This is a genomic window from Streptomyces sp. NPDC058289 (genome assembly GCF_042880975.1).
GTDB classification, from domain to species: domain Bacteria; phylum Actinomycetota; class Actinomycetes; order Streptomycetales; family Streptomycetaceae; genus Streptomyces; species Streptomyces stoeckheimensis.
Genome location: NZ_JBHVYI010000036.1, coordinates 37,243 through 58,443, shown reverse-complemented (window position 1 = coordinate 58,443; position 21,201 = coordinate 37,243). Strand labels below are relative to the sequence as shown.

Genomic DNA, 21,201 nt, shown 5'->3' with positions numbered 1-21,201 from the left:
ATGCCGCAAATAGTGCAGATCCAAACGAGTCGCGATAAATATCATGCTAGGCGGAATGGTCATGGCGTCGCATACCGGCGCACACATCGTTACGGAGGCGCCGATGCCGCATGTCCTGTCGCTGCCGAGCAGCACTCGCATGACCGACACCGGCATGACCGCGGCGCGGGAGCTGGGCATTCAGGTGTCCATCGCGATCGTCGACGCCGGCGGGCACCTCATCCACTTCATCAGGATGGACGACGCGATGCTCGGCTCCATCGACTTGGCGTGGCAGAAGGCCAGAGCCTCCCTGCTCTTCCGCCGGCCCAGCGCCGCCCTGGGTGAGATCACCCGGCCGGGCGGCCGCGCGTACGGGCTGCAGTGGAGCCACCAGGGACTGGTCTGTGTCGGCGGCGGCCTGCCCGTCACCGACGAGTCCGGCGCCACCCTCGGCGCGGTCGGAGTCTCCGGCGGCAGCGCCGACCAGGACGTCGTCGTCGCCGAGGCGTGCCTGAACGCTCTCACCGGGAGAGCGGGCAACGATCCGGCACCGGAGCCACGACGGTGAGGGTGCTGGTCGTCGGCGGTGGCGCTGCGGGCGTGTCAGCGGCGATGCAGGCCCGTGAACTGGGAGCCGATGCCGTCCTGCTGGAAGCAGTCGAGGTGGGCGGCACCAGCCTCAACCACGGACCCGCCCCGGTCCGTACGCTGGCCCGCGCAGCCCGCCTGGCCAGGGACTGGAACTCCTGGGCCGACTTCGGCCTCGAAGGCAGCCGGCCCGTACCCAACCTCCCGGCGATCCTCGCCAACAGCGCCCGCGTCTCCCGCTACGCCCGCGACCGCAAACACATGGGCGCCCGCCTTCGCCACTTCGGCATCGAGCTGACCGAGAACCTCGGTCCGGTCCACTTCCTCGACTCCACCACCCTGGCGGCCGAGGACGGCCGTACCTGGACTGCCGACCGGATCATCCTGGCGGTCGGCGGCCACGCGGCAGGCCTTCCCGTCCCCGGCGGAGAGCTGGCCATGACCTACAGCGACCTTCCCACCCTCACGGCCCTGCCCGGCACGGCGGCCGTGATCGGGGGAGCCGACACCGGCTGCCAGATCGCCTCGATCCTGGCCGACCTCGGGTCACGTGTCAGCCTGTTCGAAGCGGGCCCCCACCTGCTGCCCCACGCTGATGCCAGTGTTTCCACGGGTATGCACGACGCCTTCCGCAACCGAGGTATCGAGGTCTTCACCGCCACCCAGGTTCAGTCCCTGGAACGCGCCGACGGCGGCGTACGACTGCGACACGGGGACACTGGGACGACGTTCGACGCGGTGTTCGCCGCCATCGGATGGCCGGCCGACATTCAGAATCTCGGCCTGCCACGAGCCGGTGTCACGGCGGAGCGGCACGCCATTCCCGTCGATGCCCACCTGCGGACCAACGTCGAGCACATCTACGCGGTAGGAGACGCCAACGGCCGCTCCAAACTGGTCCAGACGGCCAGGCTGGAAGGCCGCGTTGCGGCAAAGAACGCGGTCAACGGACCCACCGCCGTCGCCACGTACACGGTGGTACCCACGGGCAGCTTCACGGACCCCGAGTACGGCCAGGTCGGCCTCACCGAAGCACAAGCGGCCGGCCGTCACCGTGCGGTCACAGCGACCGCTCTCTACGAGAACCTGCTGCGGCCCGTCACCGACGGGCGCCCCGAAGGCTTCTGCAAACTCATCGCCGACGCCGACCACCACACCATCCTCGGAGCCCACGTACTCGGTGAGTACTCGGCTGAAATCGTGCAAGTCGTCGCCACCGCCATGGCATCCGGCATGAAAGTCGAACAGCTCGCCGACCTTCAGTTCGCCTTCCCCACCTTTACCGAGGCAGTCGCAATGGCAGCCCAGAAGATCTGCCGCGACATCGGGATCGGCTCCTTCCCAGCCGTATGGAGCGACCTGGAAACCGAGCGGCAGGCGTGAGCCACCCCGCAGGGCACGCCCGTGAACGACTCGGCCCTGTGTCTCCTCGCGGGCTCCACAACCTGCTGCCGCCGGTCGTCGCGTGGCTGATCACGAACCTCGTCAGCTGGCTGGTCGCGAAGGAATCCGTGGCGGGCGACGGATCCGAAGTTGCTTATTGGTCCACAGGTGGCCGCCGTCGCTGGGATTCCGCACATTACCTGTCGATAGCCAAGACAGGCTACGAAATGTTTTGGTGCCGGGATCGCTACCCGAACTTTCGCGATGTCATGTGCGGAAATGTGGCCTGGTTTCCCGGGTACCCCATGTCGGTCCGGGCGGCTTCCGCCACCGGGATTTCCTATGAGGTATCCGCTGTCGTCGTCACCGAAGTGTCCCTGTTCGGCATGTTCGCGATGCTTTGGTGGCTGCTCGGCGCCAGACTCACATGGGCCACAGGCCTGACCCTCGCCATTGGTACGGTATTCCCGGGCGGTATCTATTTCCATGCGATCTTCCCGATCGCCACCGGAACGCTGGCACTGCTCGTCTGTATCGTCGGAGTGAAGCGCAACTCCTGGGCCGTCGCCGCTGCCGGCGGTTTCGTGGCGGCCTCTTGTTATCCTGTCGGCGCTGTCGCCGTCGACATGCTGCTATTGAGCGCGTTCTTCGCATGGCAAAAAGACACATGGCCGATACGGTTCGCGAAGGCCGGGATGTCGGCAGCACTCGCCGGCTGCGGAATCCTCTGGACCAAATGGCTGATGTGGCAGGCGACGGGCCACTGGAACGCGTACGAGATCCTCCAGAAATCCAGCTACACGCAAGGCGACCTCCGGCAGCCCTTCGGCGAGATGAGGAAGGCCTACGCCTTCCCGTTCAGCGATTGGTACCGGCCCGAGGGGCACCTGCCGTGGCTGGTGGAGCACAGTCTCACCGCGCACAGGACCCAGCTCTGGCTGAATACCGCCTTCATTCTTCTCATTCTGGCGACGGCCGCGGTTCTCCTCGTCCGAAACCGTCGGCTCGAAGTCGAGGAGTGGGCCGCCCTGATCTTGACGCTGGCAATCTTCTTCTTGCCTTTCTTCGCCGGGGCGGAAATGTCGTGGTACCGCAATCATGCGCAAATGTTTGTCGGGCTCATCCTGGTCGGACGCATGTCCCGCTGGGTTCAGGTACCCCTGCTGGCCTTTTGCTCGATCCAGTACGCCCTTTTGGGGGCGATGTTCTTCTCCGGAGTGCTGGTGTAGCCGGTCGGACTAGCCGCCGATGCGGGCGACCAGGAGCGCGACGTCGTCGTCGGCCGCCGCCGGAACGAGGTGGGAGATCAGCGAGTCGCACACGTGGTCCAGCTGCCGCTGCGGGTCCGCGAGCAGCTGTGTCAGTTCGGCCAGCCGCTCGTCGAGGTCGCAGCCGCGGGCCTCGATCAGCCCGTCGGTGTAGAGCACGAGCAGGCTCCCGGGAGGCACTGTGATCTCGGTGGGAGTGAAAGCGATGCCCCCGACACCCAGAGGGACTCCGGGCGGCGTGTCCAGGAGCTTGACCGTGCCGTCGGGGAGCGCGAGCGCGGGCGGCGGGTGCCCGGCCCGAGTGACGGTGCAGCGTCCGGTGGCCGGGTCGCAGACGATGTACAGGAAGGTGGCCAGCATCGGTTCGGCGAGGTCGGCGAGGGTGGCTTCCAGCTGGTGCAACAGCCGGACGGGCGAAAGGTCCAGGCGCGCGAGGACCCGTACGGAGGCGGACAGCCGGCCCATGACCGCGGCGGCGGCGATGCCGTGGCCCATGACGTCGCCGATGAGCAGGGCCGCTTTGCCGCCGGCCAGGGGCAGGACGTCGTACCAGTCCCCGCCGACCTCGTTGACGTCGCTCGCGGGGAGGTAGCGGTGACTGACCTCGATGCCGCGCGGCGCGGTGATGTGCTGGGGGAGCATGCTGCGCTGGAGGATGACGGCGGTCTCGTGCTCCCGGTGGTAGAGCCGCGCGTTGTCGATACTGAGCGCGGCCCGGGCCGCGAGTTCTCCGGCGAGGGTCACGTCTTCGGATCCGAAGGGTCCTATCGAGCGGGTGCGGTAGAAGGTGGCCACGCCGAGCACCATGTCCCGGGCCAGCAGGGGCGCCATGACGAACGAGTGCACTCCCACCGCGACCAGTTGCCCGGGCTTGGCCGTGTGCCGGGTGGCGGGGGCGATGGTCTGCTCGTCGAGCCGGGCGATCAGGAAGGGCTGCCGGGCGGCGAGGGCCTGGGTGTAAGGAGCGTTCGCGGGGAAGGTGAGGGTCCTGCCGAGGGGGGCGAGGATGTCGGTCACCTTGGACCCGGACAGCGGAGCCTTGCCCAGCCGCCGCAGGGCGACCCCGCCGGTCAGCCCCATGCCGGGCTCCTCCCCCCGTGCCAGCGCGTCCAGGACGTCGACGGTGACGGCATCGGCGAGGCGCGGCACTGCGAGATCGGCGAGCTCCTGCGCGGTGCGCTCCAGGTCCAGGCTTGAGCCGACGCGCATGCTGGCCTCACTGAGCAGGGCGACCCTGCGCCGTCCCGCTTCGGCTTCCATGTGATCGCGCTGCTGCTCGGTGATGTCGACGAGCGAGGCGATGACACCGATCGGCATGCGGGCGGGATCTTCCACCCGGACGTAGGAGCACGACCACACCCGGTCCTCGTCCGGTTCGGCCGGCGTCCGCCCGACACGGCGACGGTCCAGGACCGGCTGCCCGGTCTCCAAGACCTGCAGCATGGCCTCCTCCATCTCGCGGGCGTTCACCTCCGGGAGTATCTGGGCCAGGCGCCGTCCCACGTGCGCCGACTCCGGCAGGCCGTTCATGGCTTCGAGCGCAGCGTTGACCTGCAGGAACCGCAGCTGCGTGTCGAGGACGGCGATGCCGACGGGAGAGCGGGAGAACAGGCCGTCCCATACGGCCGACGACCCCCGGATGCGCCGTGCCGCGTGGGCATCGGCGGCGAAGACCAGTACCGTCGCGGCGCCGTGCTGGCGGTCGGACACCGGAGAGGCCCAGATCTCCAGCTCCAGCGGGTGGCCTTCCCGGTGCCAGGCGGTCACCGTGCCCATCACACCCCGCCCGGTGGCCGCGGCTTCCCAGAGGGAACGGCCCAGACTGCGGTCGGATCCCGGATGCATGAGGTCGGAAATGTGGTGCCCCAGCATCTGCGGCGGGGTGTAGCCCAGCAGTTCCTGCGCGACCTGGTTCCAGCGCACGATCGTCCCGTCAGCGCTGGTGGCCACCAGTGCGACCGGCAGCGCGCCCAGCCATCCGCCCGCGGCCTGCGCGGCGCTGCTGATCAACTCTTCGACCGGGATGTGCTCGTTCATCTGGCACCGTCACCCAACGCCGCGGCGTCCTCGCACTGCGGTCCGCGGTCCGCGGTCAGGCCCCGAGCCGCTCAGGCGCACGGCCCGGGAACCACGTCTCCACGGATCCATCGTCTGCCGGTCGGCCTGCCGCCGCCTCCCGGCAGGTCTCTCCGACGGCGCTCCTGGGCGTTCCCGGCCGCCCCCGGGCGCCTTCTGGTCACGCGACCGGCACGGCGGCACGCTGACGGGTCCACGGCCCGCACCGGCAGGAATGGGCTGGGGTAGGCGCACGCGGCGTACGGGCTCCGGAGTGGGGGTCAGGGGCAGCTGATGCGGATGTCGCCCGGGTCGGTGGTGCAGGTGTCGGTGCCGTGGCCGCCGTTGGCGGTGTCGTTGCCGAGGACGCCGTCGGTGGTGGTCAGGCGGTCGTTGCCGTAGTAGCCGGTCAGGGTGTCGTTGGCCGGTCCGCCGTTCAGGTCGTCGTCGCCGAAGCCTCCGTCGATGTTGCCGTTGCCGTACCCGCCGTGCACGGTGTCGTTGCCGTAGCTCGCCCGGATGATGTCGTTGCCGCCGAGGCCGCAGATTACGTCGTTGTAGTAGCCGCCGTTCAGGGTGTCCGCGCCGCTGGTGCCGATGATCGTGCAGCCGCGGGCGTTGTTCACCGAAGTGGTCGCGAGCGCCGTGTTGTTGGAGGTCACCGGGTCCTGCTGGGTGGCGGTGACTCCCGCCGTGTTCGTGAGCGTGCCGGTGGTGCGGGGCTCGGCCGTCACCGTCACGGTGACACTCGCGCCCGGGGCCAGGGAGCCGAGGGCGCAGTTGGCCTGCGTCGCGGTGGTGGTGCAGGTTCCCTGGGTGGCGGTGGCCGAGGTGAGGGTCACGCCGGCTCCGGAGAGCGTGTCGGACAGGGTGACGCCCGTGGCAGTGGCCGTGGAGGTCGCGGAGTTGGAGACCGTCACGATGTACGAGGCACGGTCGCCGATGCTGACAGTGGCCGTAGCGGACTTCGTCACCGACAGGTCCGCGGTCGACGGCGGCGGGGGCGGCGGAGTGCCGTCACCGCCCTGGTAACGGGCGACGGCGAAGGCGAAGCCCGCCCCGTAGCCGGCCGCGACGATCTTCCCATCGGGCTGTACGAGCACCCCGCGGGCCTCGTCGAAGTCCCCGCAGCCGGTGACCGCGAAGCCGTCACCGCCGAAGCCGGTGTCCACGGTGCCGTTGGGGTTGAGGCGGGCCAGGCCGAAGTCGTTGGCCTCCGCGCTGTTCGGGTCGTCGGCCCGCCCGGCGAGGACGATCTTGCCGTTCTGCTGGAGCGCCATGCCGTACGCGATTCCGCCGTCGCCGGGGACGTTGACCGAGGTGCGCCCGCCGACGGCGAAGCCGGTGTCGGGGCTGCCGTCGGCGTTGTAGCGCAGGACGGCGAAGCCGGCGCCGCCGGAACCCGCGGCGACGATCTTGCCGTCCGGCTGCACCGCCACGGCGTTGCCGAACTCCGTGCTGCCGAAGTCCGCGGTCACCATGCCGTCACCGCTGAAGGTGGTGTCCAGCGTGCCGTTGGGCAGGTAGCGGGCCACGCCGATATCGAAGGCGGTGTCGCCCACGTATCCGACCGTGAGGACCTTGCCGTCCGGCTGGAGGGCCATGCCGCGGCCGATGCCGCTGCCTTCCTGGGGGAAGATCCCCCTGAAGGCCGTGGCCACCGCGCCGTCGCCGCCGAGGCTCGGGTCCAGGTTTCCGTTGGTGTCGACGCGGACCAGCGCGAAACCGCCGCCACCGGGCTTGCCTGCGGCGATGATCTTGCCGTCGGGCTGTACCGCCACGTCCGCGCCGTCCGCGGACCCGCCGAACTCTTCGACCCGTACCAGGCCGCCGTCGCCGAAGCCTGTGTCCAGACTGCCGTCGGTGTTGTAACGGGCCACGGAGAAGAAGCAGCAGCCGCTGCCCTCCTCCGTGAACCTCTCGGTGGTGCCGGCCACGACGATCTTCCCGTCTGAGGGCTGGATCGCCACCGCGTTGGCCGAGTGGGCGCCGCCGCCGAAGTCGCTGGTCACCGTGCCGTCCCCGCCGAAGCCGGGGTCGAGGCTGCCATGGGTGTCGTAGCGGGCGAGTGCGAAGCCGCCCTCGCCCAGGCCCACCACGACCAGCTTGCCGTCGGCCTGCTGCGCGATGTCGTGGCCTTCCGCGTACCCGCCGAAGGCAGTGGTCACCCGGCCGTCCGGCCCGAAGGTGGGATCCAGATCGCCGGGGGCGGCCAGCGCGGTGCCGGGCAGCGTCAGTACGAGCGCCAGCCCTGCGGCGGCCAGCATCCCGGCCTGGGGAAAACGTCTGCGGAGTCGTTTCGGACGGGGAAGGGGCATGGGCGTACGAACCTCCGGGTCGGGCGGTCAGCGCGCACAGCGCGCACAGCTTCGTACCGCCCAGGACCGCAGGGACCGCGGGAGCCGTGCCGCATTGCGCCCACTGGACCCCCGGGAACCACCCCCGCGAGGGACTGCGTGGGATGGGTGCCCTCACGACTCCAGGTGGCTGAATCCCACCTCGAAGCGTTCGACCGAGACGATCCGCTGGCCTTCCCGTTGTGCGGTTGCCTCACGGATCCGCGTGGCGTGGTTCTCGCTCGCGTGCATCGTCTGCTCGTCATCCCACAAGGTCAGCGACTTGGCCGTCCCCGAAGCCCGGTCGATGAGGTAATAGACGCCCCGGAAGCCGGGAAGCTCTTGAACCTGTTTGACGATCGCTTCCGAATGAGCGATCACGTCTCCCCCAGCGGGAACCGGTGATCCCTGGTAGGTGCTCAGCCTCGCGAACATCGCTGACGATCCTTCCCTCGCCGGGCTGCCGGGCAGGAGACGGGCAGCTCCACGACCAGCGTCCTCCGGCGGCGCGCACGACGCATGCCGACTTGCGAGAGCCGTACACGGGGTTGCGTCGAAGGTAGGTGCGTACAGGGCTTCCGTCTCCCCCGCATGGGGGGTGAGCCACCGTGATGTTCACTGATCGCGTGGACGCCGGACGGCATCTGACCGGCGCGCTCCGTCACCCGCAGGGGGTGGATTCCCGGTGGCCCTCCACAGCTCGCAGCCCCGGACTCGGTACCTACATGACGTACGTGCCGAGATCGTCGGCTTCAACGATTTCTGGGAGCGAGCCGCCCTCCCGCAGAGGCGTGACGTAACGGGTCGCGATCACTTCTGTGAGCATTTCCCCCGGCTATCCGGCCGTTGAGCTGCGCATCCAAGGCATATCCGCTCACCCCTGCAGGCACCATTCGGCGAACCCCGCGATGCTGTCGTCCACGCGGGCGTCCTCGTCCGCCACGGCGGCGGTGCGGAAGAACCGGACCTCCTGGAAGTGCAGCTCCATGGCCTGGACGAGGCTCCGCAGGCCGAGCGCCTCGCAGAGCCAGGTCCTCGCCTCGGCGCCGTCGAAGCCTGCCGGTACCAGGCCGTGCTCGGCGAGCAGGTCCGTCTTGCTGATCGCGACCGCCAGGCGCGAGCGCTCCAGCGGGGCACCCATCGCGGCCACCGCCTGGACCGACCGGGCGAAGACCTCCTCGGGATCGACCGTGGAGCCGAGGGTGCGGTCCAACAGGGGACCCGGCGCCGGGTCCGTCGTGGTCCAGAACTCCTTCACCGCCATCGGGTCGAGGACGAAGACGAAGGTGCGCGCGGCCCGCGCGTAGCGCAGCGCGTCGGTTTCCTCGCGGTCGACGAACCGCTCGCCGGCCGTGTCGAAGAGGTGGACCAGCCGCTGGGAGCGGCCGCCCCCGAGGACGAACGAGTGCGCCCGGGGCAGCGCCTTCTGCGTGGCGCGCGTGTTTCCGCGCATCCGCAGCACCTCGCGCAGCACCTGGTAGTTGGCCTCCGACTCCTCGTCGGCGAGGGTGAGCGCCGGCCCGCCGTTCGCGGCCGCGCGCTCCAGGGACAGCAGCATGGCCGCCATCAGCTGCGTCTTGCCCGCCGCCCGCCCGCCGATCAGCGGTATCACCACCTCGGGCATGTGGCCGGCGTCCGCGTTCATCGGCTTCCCGCAGTGGGGGTGGACGCAGTACGCCTGGAGCCGCGCGTCCCGGCTCATCAGCATCAGCAGGGTCGGCATGCGCTGTCCGCACTGGCAGCGCCGCCGGAAGATGCCGTACGTGCCGGGGCGGATGTCGGCGTGCCGGCGTCGGCAGGTGGGGCGCGGGCAGTCGTACGCGGGATAGGGAACGCGTTCGAAACAGTGCGGGCACAGCATTCCCGTGCGGAGGTGCTTCACCCACAGCACCGCCCGGTCGACGGCCCGCAGCGCGCCGGCGAGGAGCCTGGCCCCGCCCGCCAGCAGGGCCATGACCGACGCGTGCAGGCCCAGCAGCACGGCGAGCGGCGCCAGGGCGACCACCAGGCCCGCGCAGAGTCCCAGGTACAGCGCCAGCCCGTACGGCACGGTGAAGGCCCGGTTGTGTGCCGGAGCGGTGAACTGCCTCGAGGTCACGGCCCGGAAGGAGTCGCCGACCGTGGTGACGTACGACCGGCGCTCCAGCACGAGGATCTGGCGCAGGTCGCGGGAGGCAGGTCCGAAGAAGTAGTTGCGGTACGCCTTCACCTGCTCGTCCTGCGGACGGTAGGGCGCGATGGTCTGGAACTCGGGGGTGCGCCGGTGCACGACGCCGACCACCGTGCGTCCGTACCCGGCGAGCACCTGCATCACCAGGGCGAGGCCCCGCAGGGCGGCGATGACCGGGACGAAGGGCAGGAACGCGCCGAGCCCGATGAGGTACAGGGCGGGAATGAGGACGAAGTAGATGATTTCATACACGGCGGGTCACTGTCCCTTCTTCTTCCGTGACGTGTCGGGACGGGGCGCGCCGGGTGCCGGGGGCTCGGACGCCTTCGCCCCGCGAGGATCCACGGCGGCGGGCGCCGAGCGGCGGCCGAAGGGCGAGTACCAGGGCCGGCGCTGCGGGCTCTGCCGCCGGGCCTCGGCCTCCTCGGCGTATTGGTCGGCGAGTTCGGGATGGTGAGGCCGTACGGCCGCCTCCAGCCGTTCCAGATCCGCCGGGCGCCAGTGTGCGGCGGGATGGGCGCGGATCGCCGTCACGAGCTCCAGTTGGGCCTGGGTGCGCAGAGCCTGCCGCGACAGGGTGGCTGCGGTGGCGACATGGGTGAGCAGTACGTCGCCGATCCCCTCACCGCCCGTGACCTTGCGGTACACGTCCGACAAGTAGCGGTCCAGGTCGCGGTCGCTCAGGTCCGCCAGCCGGCCGCGCAGTCGCGGGGTGTCGGCGGGCAGCCACAGCATGGCGGGCACCAGGCACAGGCCCGTGAGCGCGAGCGTCGCGGTCCATCTGAGCTTCGGCGGGATCGCGAACGCCTCGAGGAGGTCCGTGGCCTCGACGGCCTCACGGAGGGCCCTGTTCAGATCGAGGGCGATCCGTACGCGCTCCCCCACGTCCGAAGGCAGCCAGGCGAAGCGGCCCGGATCGGCGAGCAGCCCGCACAGGCGCAGACAGGCCGCCAGAGACTCCTGGTCCTGGATGTCCTGGCCCAGGGCGCGGCGGAACCATGCGCCGACTGCCTCGTCCACCGGTTCCGAGGCGGGCAGCAGCCTGGCGATCCAGGCCGCTTCCTCGTGGGTCCAGGTCCGCGAGGGCCGCCAGAGGGCGCTCACCAGCTCCTCGTCGGGCGACGTGCGCCCCCGGATCTTCAGGATCTTGAACATGATCGGAACCGTGTCCGAGGGCATGCGTTCGGCCCTCGCCCGCAGGTAGTGCTCCAGGACCAGGGGGCGGTCCGCCAGGTCGGCTTCGCGCAGGAGCTCGGCGGGGAACTGCGACAGCAACTGCTCTTGGCCGGAGCGTCCCTTCAGTACCTCTTCCACCGCCGCGGCCAAGGATTCGCGCATCGCCGGCAGAACGCGCAGGAGTTCGGACACCTCGTGCAGCGGGTGGTCGGTACTCGACGCGAGCAGGGCATGAGCCAGGCCGAGGGTCTCCCGGTCCACGACCTCCGGTGTCAGGGGGAGCCTGGCGCCGACGGCCCAGAGCAGCAGGCGGGTCCGCTCGCGGGGGGTCCGTGCCTCCGCCGCGAGCCGCTGCCACAGCGCGGTGGCCCGCTCGCGTGCCGCCGGGTCGTCGATCGGCACGGGCGGGGCGGCGTCCTCGGCGGCGCGGATGTAGGCCCGCATCCGCGACCCGTGCAGTTTCCCCTCGATCTCCCGGTGCACGCGCATGTCGCCCCCGGCCTTCGCGGCCGCGCTCAGCATGGCCAGCCGGCCGTCGTCGAGGTCCCGGTGCTTGCGGTGGATGTCCTCCGCGACGGTCGCCCGGAGTGCGCCCAGGTGGTCGGCCCCGGCCAGCCAGTGGGTCACCGCGTGGACATCGGCCGTGGTGAGGGGGATGCCGCCCGCGCACGCCGCTGCGGCGACGGGGGCATGCCAGTCGTCCGGCGTCGCCTCGCCGCCCCGTGCGTAGTCGGCCGTCCAGGACCAGACGAGCCGGACGGAATCGACGCCGATCCTGGTGAGGAGGCGGACCAGGTCGCTGACGGGCACCTCGGGAAAGACGCCCCGCGAGAAGTCGAAGACGGTGTAGGCCGCTTCGTCGTCCGTGCCGAAGGCGAGCTGCGCCTCCGGCACGGTGCCGATCAGGTGCAGCCGGCTACGGGCCGGACGGAAGACGTAGGTGGCGAAGGAGAGCCCGCGGGCCAGCGGGGGCGGCAGCAGGTAGGAGACCGCGGCGAACCAGCGCGCGATCCGTTCGGTGTCGCGGTCGACCACCACCACCGAGCCGTGTTCGGTCAGCGCGGCGAACACGGCGGCCAGCAGCTCCGGCAGCCGGGCCGCGTGGGGATGCCCGCGCAGGAACTCGCTCACGGACCGGACACCGAGCGGTCCGGGCGCGGGCGCCGCGAGCACAGGGATCTCCGTGGCCGGGGCCACCGTGCGGGTCCACACGGGCGAGTTCCACAGCTCGATCCCGAGCATCCCGCCCGCGGCCTCCCGGAAGTCCTCGCTGTGCAGGGCGTGGGCGAAGTAATTGCCGAAGCGGCGGGCGGAATCGCGGCCCACGTACCGCACGCACAGCGCGGTGGCGCGGCGCCCGTCCCGGTCGTAGGGCCGGTAGCAGAGGTTGACCGGGCAGCGCTCCAGCAGCTCCGGCGTGTCCGACTCCACCAGGGAGCGGGGCGGCTCGTACCCGGCCAGGGCCTCCACGGCCTGCCGGGTACCCGCGGTGACGCCCGCGCTGACGGCGTTGAACTGGAATCCGGAGAACCCGCTGAGCCCGTGCTCGCAGGAGGTGTAGTAGAGCTGCTGGAAGTGCTTCATCCCCGGCCCGCCCTCGGCACCGAACCGAACTCGCTCAGGAGCCACAGCAGGGGGTCGGCCACCCGGTACGGCTGGATGCCGGTGGCGGCGACCCGGGCGTCCGTGGTGGGGTTGCGACCGAGCGCGGAGACCCCGAAGTACCGGTAGCGGGAGTAGTGGTTGTCCAGCAGGTGGTCGATCGGCACGCCGTCCCAGTCCTTGAGGAGCCGGCGCACCTCCTCGTGGACGTTCAGGCTGTCGCCCACGTCGAAGCGGTCCCGCGCGGGCGCGTGGTCGCGCAGCGGACTGCCGGCATCGAGCAGGTGCCAGAAGGCGTCCATCTTCGAGAAGACGACGGCGATCGGGATGTCTATCTTCTGGGCGGCGGACCGGCCGGAACGGCGGGCGAGTAGCAGGTTGGTCACCCGGGAGAGGACGTTGATGGGAGGGTCGAGCCCCTCGCTGCCCGGCAGCGGGGTGCCGGGCAGGGCGTTGTCGCGGGCGCCCGGCATCTGCAGCGGGTCGAGCAGCAGCACGATGCCGTCGGCGCCGGCCAGATAGCGGGTGTTGAGCTCCACGTTCTCGCGGGAGTTGAAGTCCTCACCGGCCGTGTCGAAGAAGGACAGGACGGTGTGCTGCGGGCGTTCGCCGAGCAGCGTGCGCCGGCGCAGGCCGAAGCGGAAGACCAGCGGGTCCACCCGGTTGAGGTTGGTGGAGGCCGTCTGGGTACCGGGGAACATCTGGTTGTCGCGGTAGAGGCGGTCCTCGTAGTCGGAGCTGAAGCGCCGCATCGTCTCGTCGTCCGAGCCCATCAGGGCCGCTCCGAAGGCCTCTCCGACCCGGTTGCGCATCTCGTGGAGCAGGACCGTCATGTAGACGGTCTTGCCCGACGCCTTCGGTCCGACCATGGCGATCAGACGGTTGTCCATCATGCCGAACTGGACGGGCAGTTCGGAGTGGCAGACCGGGCAGATCCGGTAGGTGGTCTCTCCGTCGCAGTCCGGGCAGACGGCCGTGGGCTTGCGGCCGTCAGCGGCGAAGTCCGGTCCGAGGTCGTGGCTGCGGCGCGGTCCCTTCCGCTGGTCGAGCACTTGGTCGCGGCGTCGCTCGCACTGCTTTCCCGTCCGGCTCAGCCGGCTGTTGCAGCGGAATCGGATCTCGCGCGGGGCGAAGTTCTCGTAGCAGTAGGGGCAGATGAGGCGTTTGGCCATCAGGTGACTCGCAGTCTGTGCAGCGCCGTCGGGCGGATGTCGATACCGAAGTCGGTGCCCGCGTCCGCGTGCGCCGGGAAGCAGACCAGCCACGACGGGCCGCGCGTGGCGGGCAGCGGGAACTCCACGGTCAAGGGGGTGGCTGGGGACAGCCGCTGTGCGGGCACCTCGTGCAGGACGGTGCCCTCGGCCGTACTGGTGGGGCGGAAGCGGCCGAGGCTGTGGACGATGTGGAGACCGGGCAGGTCGCAGCCGTCCTCGGAGGTGAAGGTGACCGAGGCCACCCGGCCCTTGAGGCGGCGGCGCACGCTCGGCTCGTACGAGACGACCGTCGGGGCGGCCGGGACGAGCAACGAGGAGGCTCCTTCGCAGTCATCGCCGAGCTCCGCCACCAGGGCCTCCACGGTGAGCGTGACGGCCCCGTTGCCGACGGCCAGGTCGAAGCCGCCGTCGTGCTCGTACACCCGGCGGCGGCACACGGTGTCCCCCGCGCCCGCGGCGGCCCCGGCGGTGTTCCCCTCCCGGCGCCAGCGCACCCGCGCGCTCAGGGCCCCGTCGGGCCACGCCCACAGCACGAGGAGGTGGTCCCCGCGCCGGACGGCCTGGAGCTGGGGCACCGGGACCGCGAACAGGGTCCGCGGATCGACGGGGGACCTCGGCGGGGTCTCGGCCGTGATGTCGTACGGATCGCTGCCGCCGGGCCGGGCCGCGGAGCTGTACTCGGGCTCGGGGTGGGGCTCGGGCTCGGCCTCGCGGTGGTGAGCGCTCGGCGGGGGCGGTGGCGATGGCTCCGGAGGGCCGGGGGCATCGGTGGACGCGGGTCCGGCCGTCGGGGACTCGGCGTACGAGGCGTGCGGGGGCTCGGTGTACGGCGCGTGCGGGGGCTCGGCGTGCGGCGCGTGCGGGGGCTCGGCGTACGGCGGTGGCGGGGCATCGGTGTGCGGCTGCCCGGCCGCCGCGGGATCGGGGGGTGCGAAGGCGCCCTCCTGCCCGGCCGGCCCGGCGCCCTGCCGCGGGGCGGGTTCGGGGTCCTCCAGCGGGGGACGCCCGGTGCGGGGCTCCGGGTCCGTCAGCGCCCCGGCGGGTTCGGGGTCCAGGAGGGTGTCCACGGACTCGGGACCGCCCGGGTACCGGGTGTCCCCGCCGGGGCGACCGGTCTCCGTACGCGGGTAACCGGAGTCCCGGTCGGTGTAACCGGAGTCCCGGCCGGCGTACCCGGCCTCCGCCCGTCCCGGCCTCCCGGCGGATCCGGTGACGACGCGCAGCAGTCCGAAGTCCCGCAGCTCCAGCAACCCGAGCACGACGGCGAGTTCGGGGCGGTCGCAGCGCACCGTCAGGCCCTGCGCGGCCGGGAGGGCCTCGATCCCGGTCCGCAGGCCGGGCTCGGCGCACATCCCGCCGGCCAGCAGCACCGTGTCCACGGCCGGTTCCGCGGTGCCGAGCTGCTCCGCGACGGCGGCGAGCAGGCGCTCCCGCAGGGGCGTCACCGCCCGCTCGAAGTCGCTCCGCTCCAGGGTCAGCGGATGCCGGCCGCCCGTGGCGTCCTCCACGGCCTCGGTGACCGCGTCCGCGTCGCCGAGCGCCCGTCGCAGAACCTCCGCCGCGCCGAGCGGGTCCACGCCGTCCGGCAGGCGGCCGGCGAGTTCGGCGGCGACCGCCGCGTCCCAGTCGTCGCCGCCGAGCCGGAGGCTGAGACAGCGGACCACGTGGACGGTGAGGTCGGGGGCGACGGCCAGGACGCTCAGGTCCAGCGTGGTCGCCCCCTGGTCGCAGACCAGGACCGTGTGGTCCACGCCCTGAGCGACGGCCCCGTAGTGCAGGGCCACGGCCACGGGCTCCGGGACCGCGCGTCCGACCTCGAGCCCGGAGCGCTCCACCGCGTACCGCAGCTCGTCCTCCCGCCCGCCCGACACGGGGAGTCCGAGAGCGACCGTGCGGTCCGGTTCCGCCCCGTGGACACCCTCTCCCGCCGGGGCGGATCCGATCAGCAAGGGCAGGGCCCCGACCGGGTCGAGGACGCCGTCCACACCGGCGAGCCCCGTCGTGGTCACCTCCGGCAGGCCGTCGGGGCCAACCCGCGCGACCCGCCCGAAGCGGTGCCCCAGGTCGATGGCGATCATGACCGTACGCTCCCTTCGCCCGTGAACGGCCCCGCGAACGGCCCCGCGCCGTCGGCGCTGACCCACGGCCGGCCGTCGGCCCCGAGGCCGACCCGGATCCGGCTGCCCGGCTCCGGACGGTTCACCAGCAGATGGCCGACGACGGCCGAGCGCACCAGTTCCAGTTCGTTGCGGATCTGCCGCCCGCCGTAGGCCTGGTGTCCGGGGTCCGACATCCGCTCCGTGATCCACGGGTGCAGGGTGTCCGTGTCGGGAACCAGCTCCACGCGGTGGCGTTCCCGGACCGACTCGGCGAGCTCTCCGAGCAGCCGGTCGGCGATCCTGGCGACGTGTTCGGGGCGCAGCATGTCGAAGACGACCACACCCGGCTTGAGCCGGCCGTAGATCTCCGGCCGGCCGATCTGCCGGAACTTCTCCTCCACCGCGCGGGTGAAGTGCGCCTCCAGCTGCGGGTACGAGAGCTGGTCACGCTCCTCCAGCAGGCTCCGGACCTGGTCCGCACCCGTGTTGGAGGTGAAGATGATCAGACACTGGGAGAAGTACGCCGTCTGGCCGCGCCCGTCGGTGAGCCGGCCGTCCTCCAGGATCTGCAGGAACTTGTCCAGCACCTTGGGGTGGGCCTTCTCGATCTCGTCGAAGAGCAGCACGCTGAACGGACGTTCCTGGACGCGACGGGTCAGCTCGCCACCCTGTTCGTGGCCGATGTAGCCGGGCGGCGCGCCGGCCAAGCGCTCGGCGGCGTGCTCCTGCTGGTACTCGCTCATGTCGAAGCGCGCGTAGGCGCTCTGGTCGCCGAACATCAACTCGGCCACTGCCTTGGCGAGTTCGGTCTTGCCCACGCCGGTCGGTCCAACGAAGAAGAAGGCGCCCCGGGGACGAGCGGTCCCCGAACTGCCGAAGTCGACGCCCACGAAGGCGGATTGGAGGGCGGATGCCACGGCGTTCACGGCCACGGTCTGGCCGACCACCCGGGAGCCGAGGACCCCGGCAGCGCCCGCCACGGTCTCCCGGTCGAGCTGGGTCCACGGGTCGACGCTCACGTTGAGCCGGTGCATTTCCAGCAGCTTGTCCGGTTTCCGCAAGGGTGCGTTGCGCAGCCACGAGGTCCTGGCGAGGGACTCGATGTCCCAGCCCAGCATGCCGTCGGTGGCTCCGACGAGGGCTTCGAGATCGGCGCGCGAGGACTCGTGCGCCCCGTTGAAGTGGCGGAGCAGCCAGGTGAGCCACAGGCGCCGTTCGCTGGGGTCGGGCGGGCCGATGTGCAGTGCGGCGACCCTCGGATCCTCCAGGTGGAACCAGCCGGGCAGCCGCCCCACGTCACCCACCGCGCACAGGACCGCGTTGCGCGCGTGCGGGGCCGGGCCCGCGGCGGAGCGCGGGGTCACGGCGTCCGTCATCGCGGCGCGCAGCCTCAGATAGCCCAGGTGCGATTCGGGCCGGCCGGGCGGCAGGTGGTGATCGACGTCTTCGAAGACGAAGGCGACGGCCGCGTCGGGCAGGGCCACCAGGCGGTGCACGGTGGCGACGACGTCCTCGAAGGAGCGGGGCCGGCCCGACTGCCGCGGCGCCAGCAGGCGTTCGCGTCCTCGGTCCCGCTCGTCTCCGCGTCGGGCGCGGGCGGTCGCGTCCGGCGCGCCGTCGAGCGGTCCTTCCGCGTCCCCGCGCCCCTGCGGGGGCCGCGCTCCCGCGCCGTCCGGGGGCGTTCCGGTCGCGGCAGCCCCTCCCGGAGTCCGCGTACGCTCGGAGGACCGCCCCTCGCGCAGCTCGTCGAAGCGCTCGGCGTGACCGGGCAGCGGAAAGGCGAGCCCGCCCACCGGATCCCACCAGCCGACGACCTCGGCGCCGCGCGTTTCGAGCAGACCGGCGACCACCTCGCGGAAGGAGGCCGGCCGGTCCGCGAACCACCAGCGGTCCCTGATCTGACCGTTGAGGATCACTTGGCGCCCGCGCCTCAGCTCCCAGCCGAGGGACACCGCCCACAACGGCATCATGCCGTCCGCGACCACCGGTTGCCCGTCACCGGCGGGCCCGCCCGGGTGCTCCGTACGCGAGGGGCGTCCCGCGCCGTCGGCGCCGTTGTCCTGCTTCGTCCAGCCGACCGTGCTCACCCCGTCCAACTCCACTCCTCCGTGTCCGGCCGCTGCTCCGCCTCCGTCAGCGGCTTGCCCCGCGGACCCGGCGGCTTCCCCAGCCAGGTGAGTTCCCCGGGGACGAAGCCGTCCCCTTCGACGATCGCCTCGTGCACCCGCACCAGGAGGTCCTCGGTGCGGTCGCACACCGCGACCTCCGGATCCGGGCGGAGGGTGACATCGGGCTCGCCGTCGACCTGGTAGACGAGGACGGGGGTGCCACCGCCGTCCGTGGTGATCGTGGTCTGGTACGTCGCCCCGGTCGGGCGCTCGAAGCTGAGCAGCAGCTCTCCGGCCTGCTCCGCTCCCCCGGTGAAGGCGAAGCCCTCGCCGATCATGGCGTCCTGCAGCGCCTGCGCGAGATCCATCCGGCGTGCGTACGCCAACTGCAGTTCGTCCAGCTGGGCTTCTGCACCGACGAGCAGTTCCTCCAGCGCCTCGACCGCCGTCAGCGCCTCCGTCGGCGCGCCCGCCGCGAGGGGGCTCGTGACGGCGGTCAGCGCCGCCTCGATGCGCTCGGCGAGTTCGGGGTCGGCGAGCTCCCGGGCCTCGGCCGCCGCCTCACCCACGGACTGCCGTACGACGGCGAGCCGGTCCGTGGCCTCGGCGAGCACCGCCGTCACGCGCTCCTGTTCGGCCTCCAACGCGGCCTGCCGGGCCGCCTCTTGCTCGGACGCGCGCTCCTCCGCCTGCAGCTGTGCCTCGCGCGCCTGCTCCGCCCGGCGGCGTTCTTCGGCGACCCGCTCCCCTACGGTCGCGGAATGCCGGGCGAGTGCGTGCTCCGCGGTGCCGAGCATCGCCTGGAACCGCGTCTGCGCACCGGATCCGGCCGTGGTGCGCAACTCGGCGAGCAGGTCGAGGCAGCGCCGGTGTCCCTCGGGGTCGCTTTCACGGGCCCCCGGCCCGATCCCGGCGAGCCGCTCCTCCAGCCCGGCCATGACGGCACCGTGGTCGGCGTTCCGGCCGGAAGCCTCCGCCTCCTCGGCGAGCACGACGACCCGGCCGCGCAGTTCCTCGATGTCCCGGCCGGGATCCTCGCCCCGCTCCACGCTGCTCTGGAGCAGGTCCAGCCGCTCCCGCAGCACGCGCACACCGGAGTCTTCGGCACGGGCCCGGCCCAGCAGCTGACGCACCTCGGCCAGCCGGCGCACGTCGGCGTCGGCCTGCTCCTGATGCACCCGGGCGGCGTGGGACTGCTGTTGCGCGGACCGGCGCCGGGCGATCTCGACCTCCCGGCGCCCGGCCTCCGCCCTGGCCCGCTCCCGGCGGGCGGCGACTTCCCGGGCCCGCTGGGCGGCACGCTCTGCCCGTTCCCTGGCACGCTGTGCCTCCAGCCGCCGACGTGCGGCCTCCCGGGCGCGGCGCCTTTCCGCCTCGATCCGCGCGTAGGCCGGCGCGACCGTCACGGTGCTGTACTTCGGTGATCCGCTCATGCTTCCCTCCGTTCCTCGGCGCGCAGGACGAAGCCCCGTGCCGCGAGTCGTTCCTCGAGCCCCTCACGGAAGCCGGGAGTCGGCGGCACTCCGGCCCAGGACAGTGATCCGTCGGCTTCCAGGGACAGTTCGACGCCCGCGCTGTGGTCGGGCTCGGTTCCCACGTCCGCGTAGCGGCCGGTGAGCGCGATGATGCGCTGGTTGGAGGAGCCGCGCCAGCGCAGACCGTGCTGCCGCGACGCCACGTAGGGGCCGTCGACGAGCAGGTCGAGGCGGCGCAGCAGTGCCTGCCGGTCGGGGCCGCCCCGGCGCAGGGCCTCGTACCGGAATCCGGAGTAGGCCATCGCGCCGAGTTCGGGGCGCCGCGCCCGGACGGCGTCGAGCAGCAGGGCCAGCTCCGCCGCCTGACTGAAGGGTTCGCCGCCGGAGAGGGTGACGCCTTCGATGTCGGGCAACCCGCAGAGCCAGTCCGTGAGTTCCTCCACGGTGTGGGCGGTGCCCCCTTCGAAGGGCAGCGTCTCCGCCGCCACGCAGCCCCGGCAGCGCAGCGGGCAGCCCTGCACCCAGATCACGGCTCTGACCCCCGGTCCGAGGACGGTGCAGCGGTCGAGCCGCCGCGCCACGGAGAGCTTGGTCACCTCTGCCATACCGTGCCCTCCGTCCCCTTCCCGTCCTTCGCGTCCTTCCCGCCCTTTCCGCCCGTCCCGTCCTCCGCGTTCCCGGCGTCCCCCGCCACTCCGTCCGTACGCGGTCGCGGGTCCGGCACCGGATAGCCGTCGGCCCCGCGTTCGGCCAGGTCGCACCAGGGGCACCAGGGCCGCTCCGCCGTGTGCACGTGCAGGGCGTTCCTCCGGCAGGTCCTCAGCCGCGCCGGATCCGACTCCGCCGCCAACGCCTCGCCCCAGACCGACGCGGAAGGCCGGATCCCGCCGAACGCGGCCCGGAAGAGCGCGGTGAGCCGGCGCGGGAGCAGGTCTACGGGCGGCGCGGAGCGGGGCAGGTACACCGAGGTCCGGTCGAGCAGGCGGCACCGGCCGTGCAGGACGTTGTCGTCGTACGACAGGTAGTCGCCGCCCGCCGAGGGATGCCCGGCGAAGGGATGGAGTCCGCACATCAGCAACTGGTGGATCAGGACGGCGAGGACGAACTCGTCGGACGCCCGGTCCGGCGCGGTGCCGGCCGGAGCACCGATCCGTTCGGGCGCGGTGTGGCCCGGACTGCCCATCCGCCCGGGGAACGCCTCGCCCCCGTCCGTGAACTGCCAGGAGTCCACGTCCGCCATGCCGACCCGGCCCTGCTCGTCCACCCAGAGGTTGTCCGGCTTCAGGTCGCCCACCACGTAGCCCTCGGCGTGCAGGTCCGCGAGGAGGCGGGCGAGCGAGAGGGCGGCCGCGAGTGCGGTGGCCCACGTCGCGCGGGGCAGCAGCACCTGGCGGGCCTGCGGGGTCAGCAGGTACGCGAACGGCTGATGGGCGTGGCGCATGTCGGTCATCACGTAGCCGTCCACGCCGTCCCCGCCCGGGCCGCCGGCCCGAACCCCGGCCATCGGCCAGGCGACCCGCGCGGGCGTCCCCGAGAGCAGCCGGACGGAACGCGGCTGACGGCGCTGCCGTACCAGCCGGGCGATGCGGCGCCGGTAGGCGGCGGGATCGGGCGGGTCGAGGACGAGTTTGGCGACCAGGGGGCGCGCGTCGTCCACGGCGAAGACGACCCCTTCGGAACCGCTGCCGATCTGCTGCGTGAGGTGCCATGTGCGTCCGCTGTCGGACACCACCGTGAGGGCCATC

Annotated in this window: 14 protein-coding genes; 3 read left to right on the top strand and 11 right to left on the bottom strand. The window is 71.9% G+C overall.

Going from position 1 to position 21,201, the window contains the following annotated elements; translation table 11 throughout:
- The first annotated feature begins 103 nt into the window (after positions 1–103).
- From ACFVX6_RS20175 to ACFVX6_RS20165, 3 genes are read left to right on the top strand one after another with little or no spacing between them, the layout of a single operon-like run.
- Positions 104–550 carry a heme-binding protein gene (locus ACFVX6_RS20175; protein WP_389693226.1) on the top strand — a complete coding sequence of 149 codons (447 nt, stop codon included), beginning with the start codon at positions 104–106 and terminating at the stop codon, positions 548–550.
- Positions 490–1,953, top strand: a complete 1,464-nt coding sequence (locus ACFVX6_RS20170; RefSeq protein ID WP_389693224.1) for a dihydrolipoyl dehydrogenase family protein — start codon at positions 490–492, stop codon at positions 1,951–1,953. The genes ACFVX6_RS20175 and ACFVX6_RS20170 overlap by 61 nt, the downstream gene beginning before the upstream one ends.
- Positions 1,950–3,182 carry a hypothetical protein gene (locus ACFVX6_RS20165; RefSeq protein ID WP_389693222.1) on the top strand — a complete coding sequence of 411 codons (1,233 nt, stop codon included), beginning with the start codon at positions 1,950–1,952 and terminating at the stop codon, positions 3,180–3,182. Before ACFVX6_RS20170 ends, ACFVX6_RS20165 begins: the two co-directional genes overlap by 4 nt.
- 9 nt (positions 3,183–3,191) lie before the next feature.
- Here ACFVX6_RS20165 and ACFVX6_RS20160 read toward each other — a convergent pair whose 3' ends face one another.
- From ACFVX6_RS20160 to ACFVX6_RS20110, 11 genes are all read right to left on the bottom strand, one after another.
- Entirely contained in the window at positions 3,192–5,258 is a 2,067-nt protein-coding gene (locus ACFVX6_RS20160; RefSeq protein ID WP_389693220.1) for a SpoIIE family protein phosphatase, read from the bottom strand.
- A gap of 299 nt (positions 5,259–5,557) precedes the next feature.
- The gene (locus ACFVX6_RS20155) at positions 5,558–7,543 is read right to left on the bottom strand and encodes a calcium-binding protein (protein WP_389693218.1); all 1,986 of its coding nucleotides are present in this window, start codon (positions 7,541–7,543) and stop codon (positions 5,558–5,560) included.
- A 204-nt stretch (positions 7,544–7,747) separates the two neighbouring features.
- The gene (locus ACFVX6_RS20150; protein ID WP_389693216.1) at positions 7,748–8,047 is read right to left on the bottom strand and encodes a hypothetical protein; all 300 of its coding nucleotides are present in this window, start codon (positions 8,045–8,047) and stop codon (positions 7,748–7,750) included.
- A 439-nt stretch (positions 8,048–8,486) separates the two neighbouring features.
- A complete protein-coding gene (locus tag ACFVX6_RS20145; RefSeq protein WP_389693214.1) occupies positions 8,487–10,034 on the bottom strand; it encodes a hypothetical protein in 1,548 nt (515 codons plus the stop codon).
- 6 nt (positions 10,035–10,040) lie between these two features.
- Positions 10,041–12,542, bottom strand: a complete 2,502-nt coding sequence (locus ACFVX6_RS20140) for a GTPase-associated protein 1-related protein (RefSeq protein WP_389693212.1) — start codon at positions 12,540–12,542, stop codon at positions 10,041–10,043.
- Entirely contained in the window at positions 12,539–13,732 is a 1,194-nt protein-coding gene (locus ACFVX6_RS20135) for a hypothetical protein (RefSeq protein ID WP_389693210.1), read from the bottom strand. The genes ACFVX6_RS20140 and ACFVX6_RS20135 overlap by 4 nt, the downstream gene beginning before the upstream one ends.
- On the bottom strand, positions 13,732–15,852 hold the full coding sequence (locus ACFVX6_RS20130; RefSeq protein ID WP_389693208.1) for an Hsp70 family protein: 2,121 nt from the start codon (positions 15,850–15,852) through the stop codon (positions 13,732–13,734). The genes ACFVX6_RS20135 and ACFVX6_RS20130 overlap by 1 nt, the downstream gene beginning before the upstream one ends.
- Positions 15,849–17,960 (bottom strand): AAA family ATPase, encoded by a 2,112-nt coding sequence (locus tag ACFVX6_RS20125; protein WP_389693269.1) that lies wholly within the window; start codon positions 17,958–17,960, stop codon positions 15,849–15,851. Before ACFVX6_RS20125 ends, ACFVX6_RS20130 begins: the two co-directional genes overlap by 4 nt.
- A complete protein-coding gene (locus ACFVX6_RS20120) occupies positions 17,957–19,414 on the bottom strand; it encodes a hypothetical protein (RefSeq protein ID WP_389693206.1) in 1,458 nt (485 codons plus the stop codon). Before ACFVX6_RS20120 ends, ACFVX6_RS20125 begins: the two co-directional genes overlap by 4 nt.
- The gene (locus tag ACFVX6_RS20115; RefSeq protein ID WP_389693204.1) at positions 19,411–20,061 is read right to left on the bottom strand and encodes a 4Fe-4S single cluster domain-containing protein; all 651 of its coding nucleotides are present in this window, start codon (positions 20,059–20,061) and stop codon (positions 19,411–19,413) included. Before ACFVX6_RS20115 ends, ACFVX6_RS20120 begins: the two co-directional genes overlap by 4 nt.
- Positions 20,049–21,200: a hypothetical protein gene (locus tag ACFVX6_RS20110; protein ID WP_389693267.1), complete on the bottom strand. Its 1,152-nt coding sequence runs from the start codon at positions 21,198–21,200 to the stop codon at positions 20,049–20,051. The genes ACFVX6_RS20115 and ACFVX6_RS20110 overlap by 13 nt, the downstream gene beginning before the upstream one ends.
- Position 21,201 lies beyond the last annotated feature (1 nt).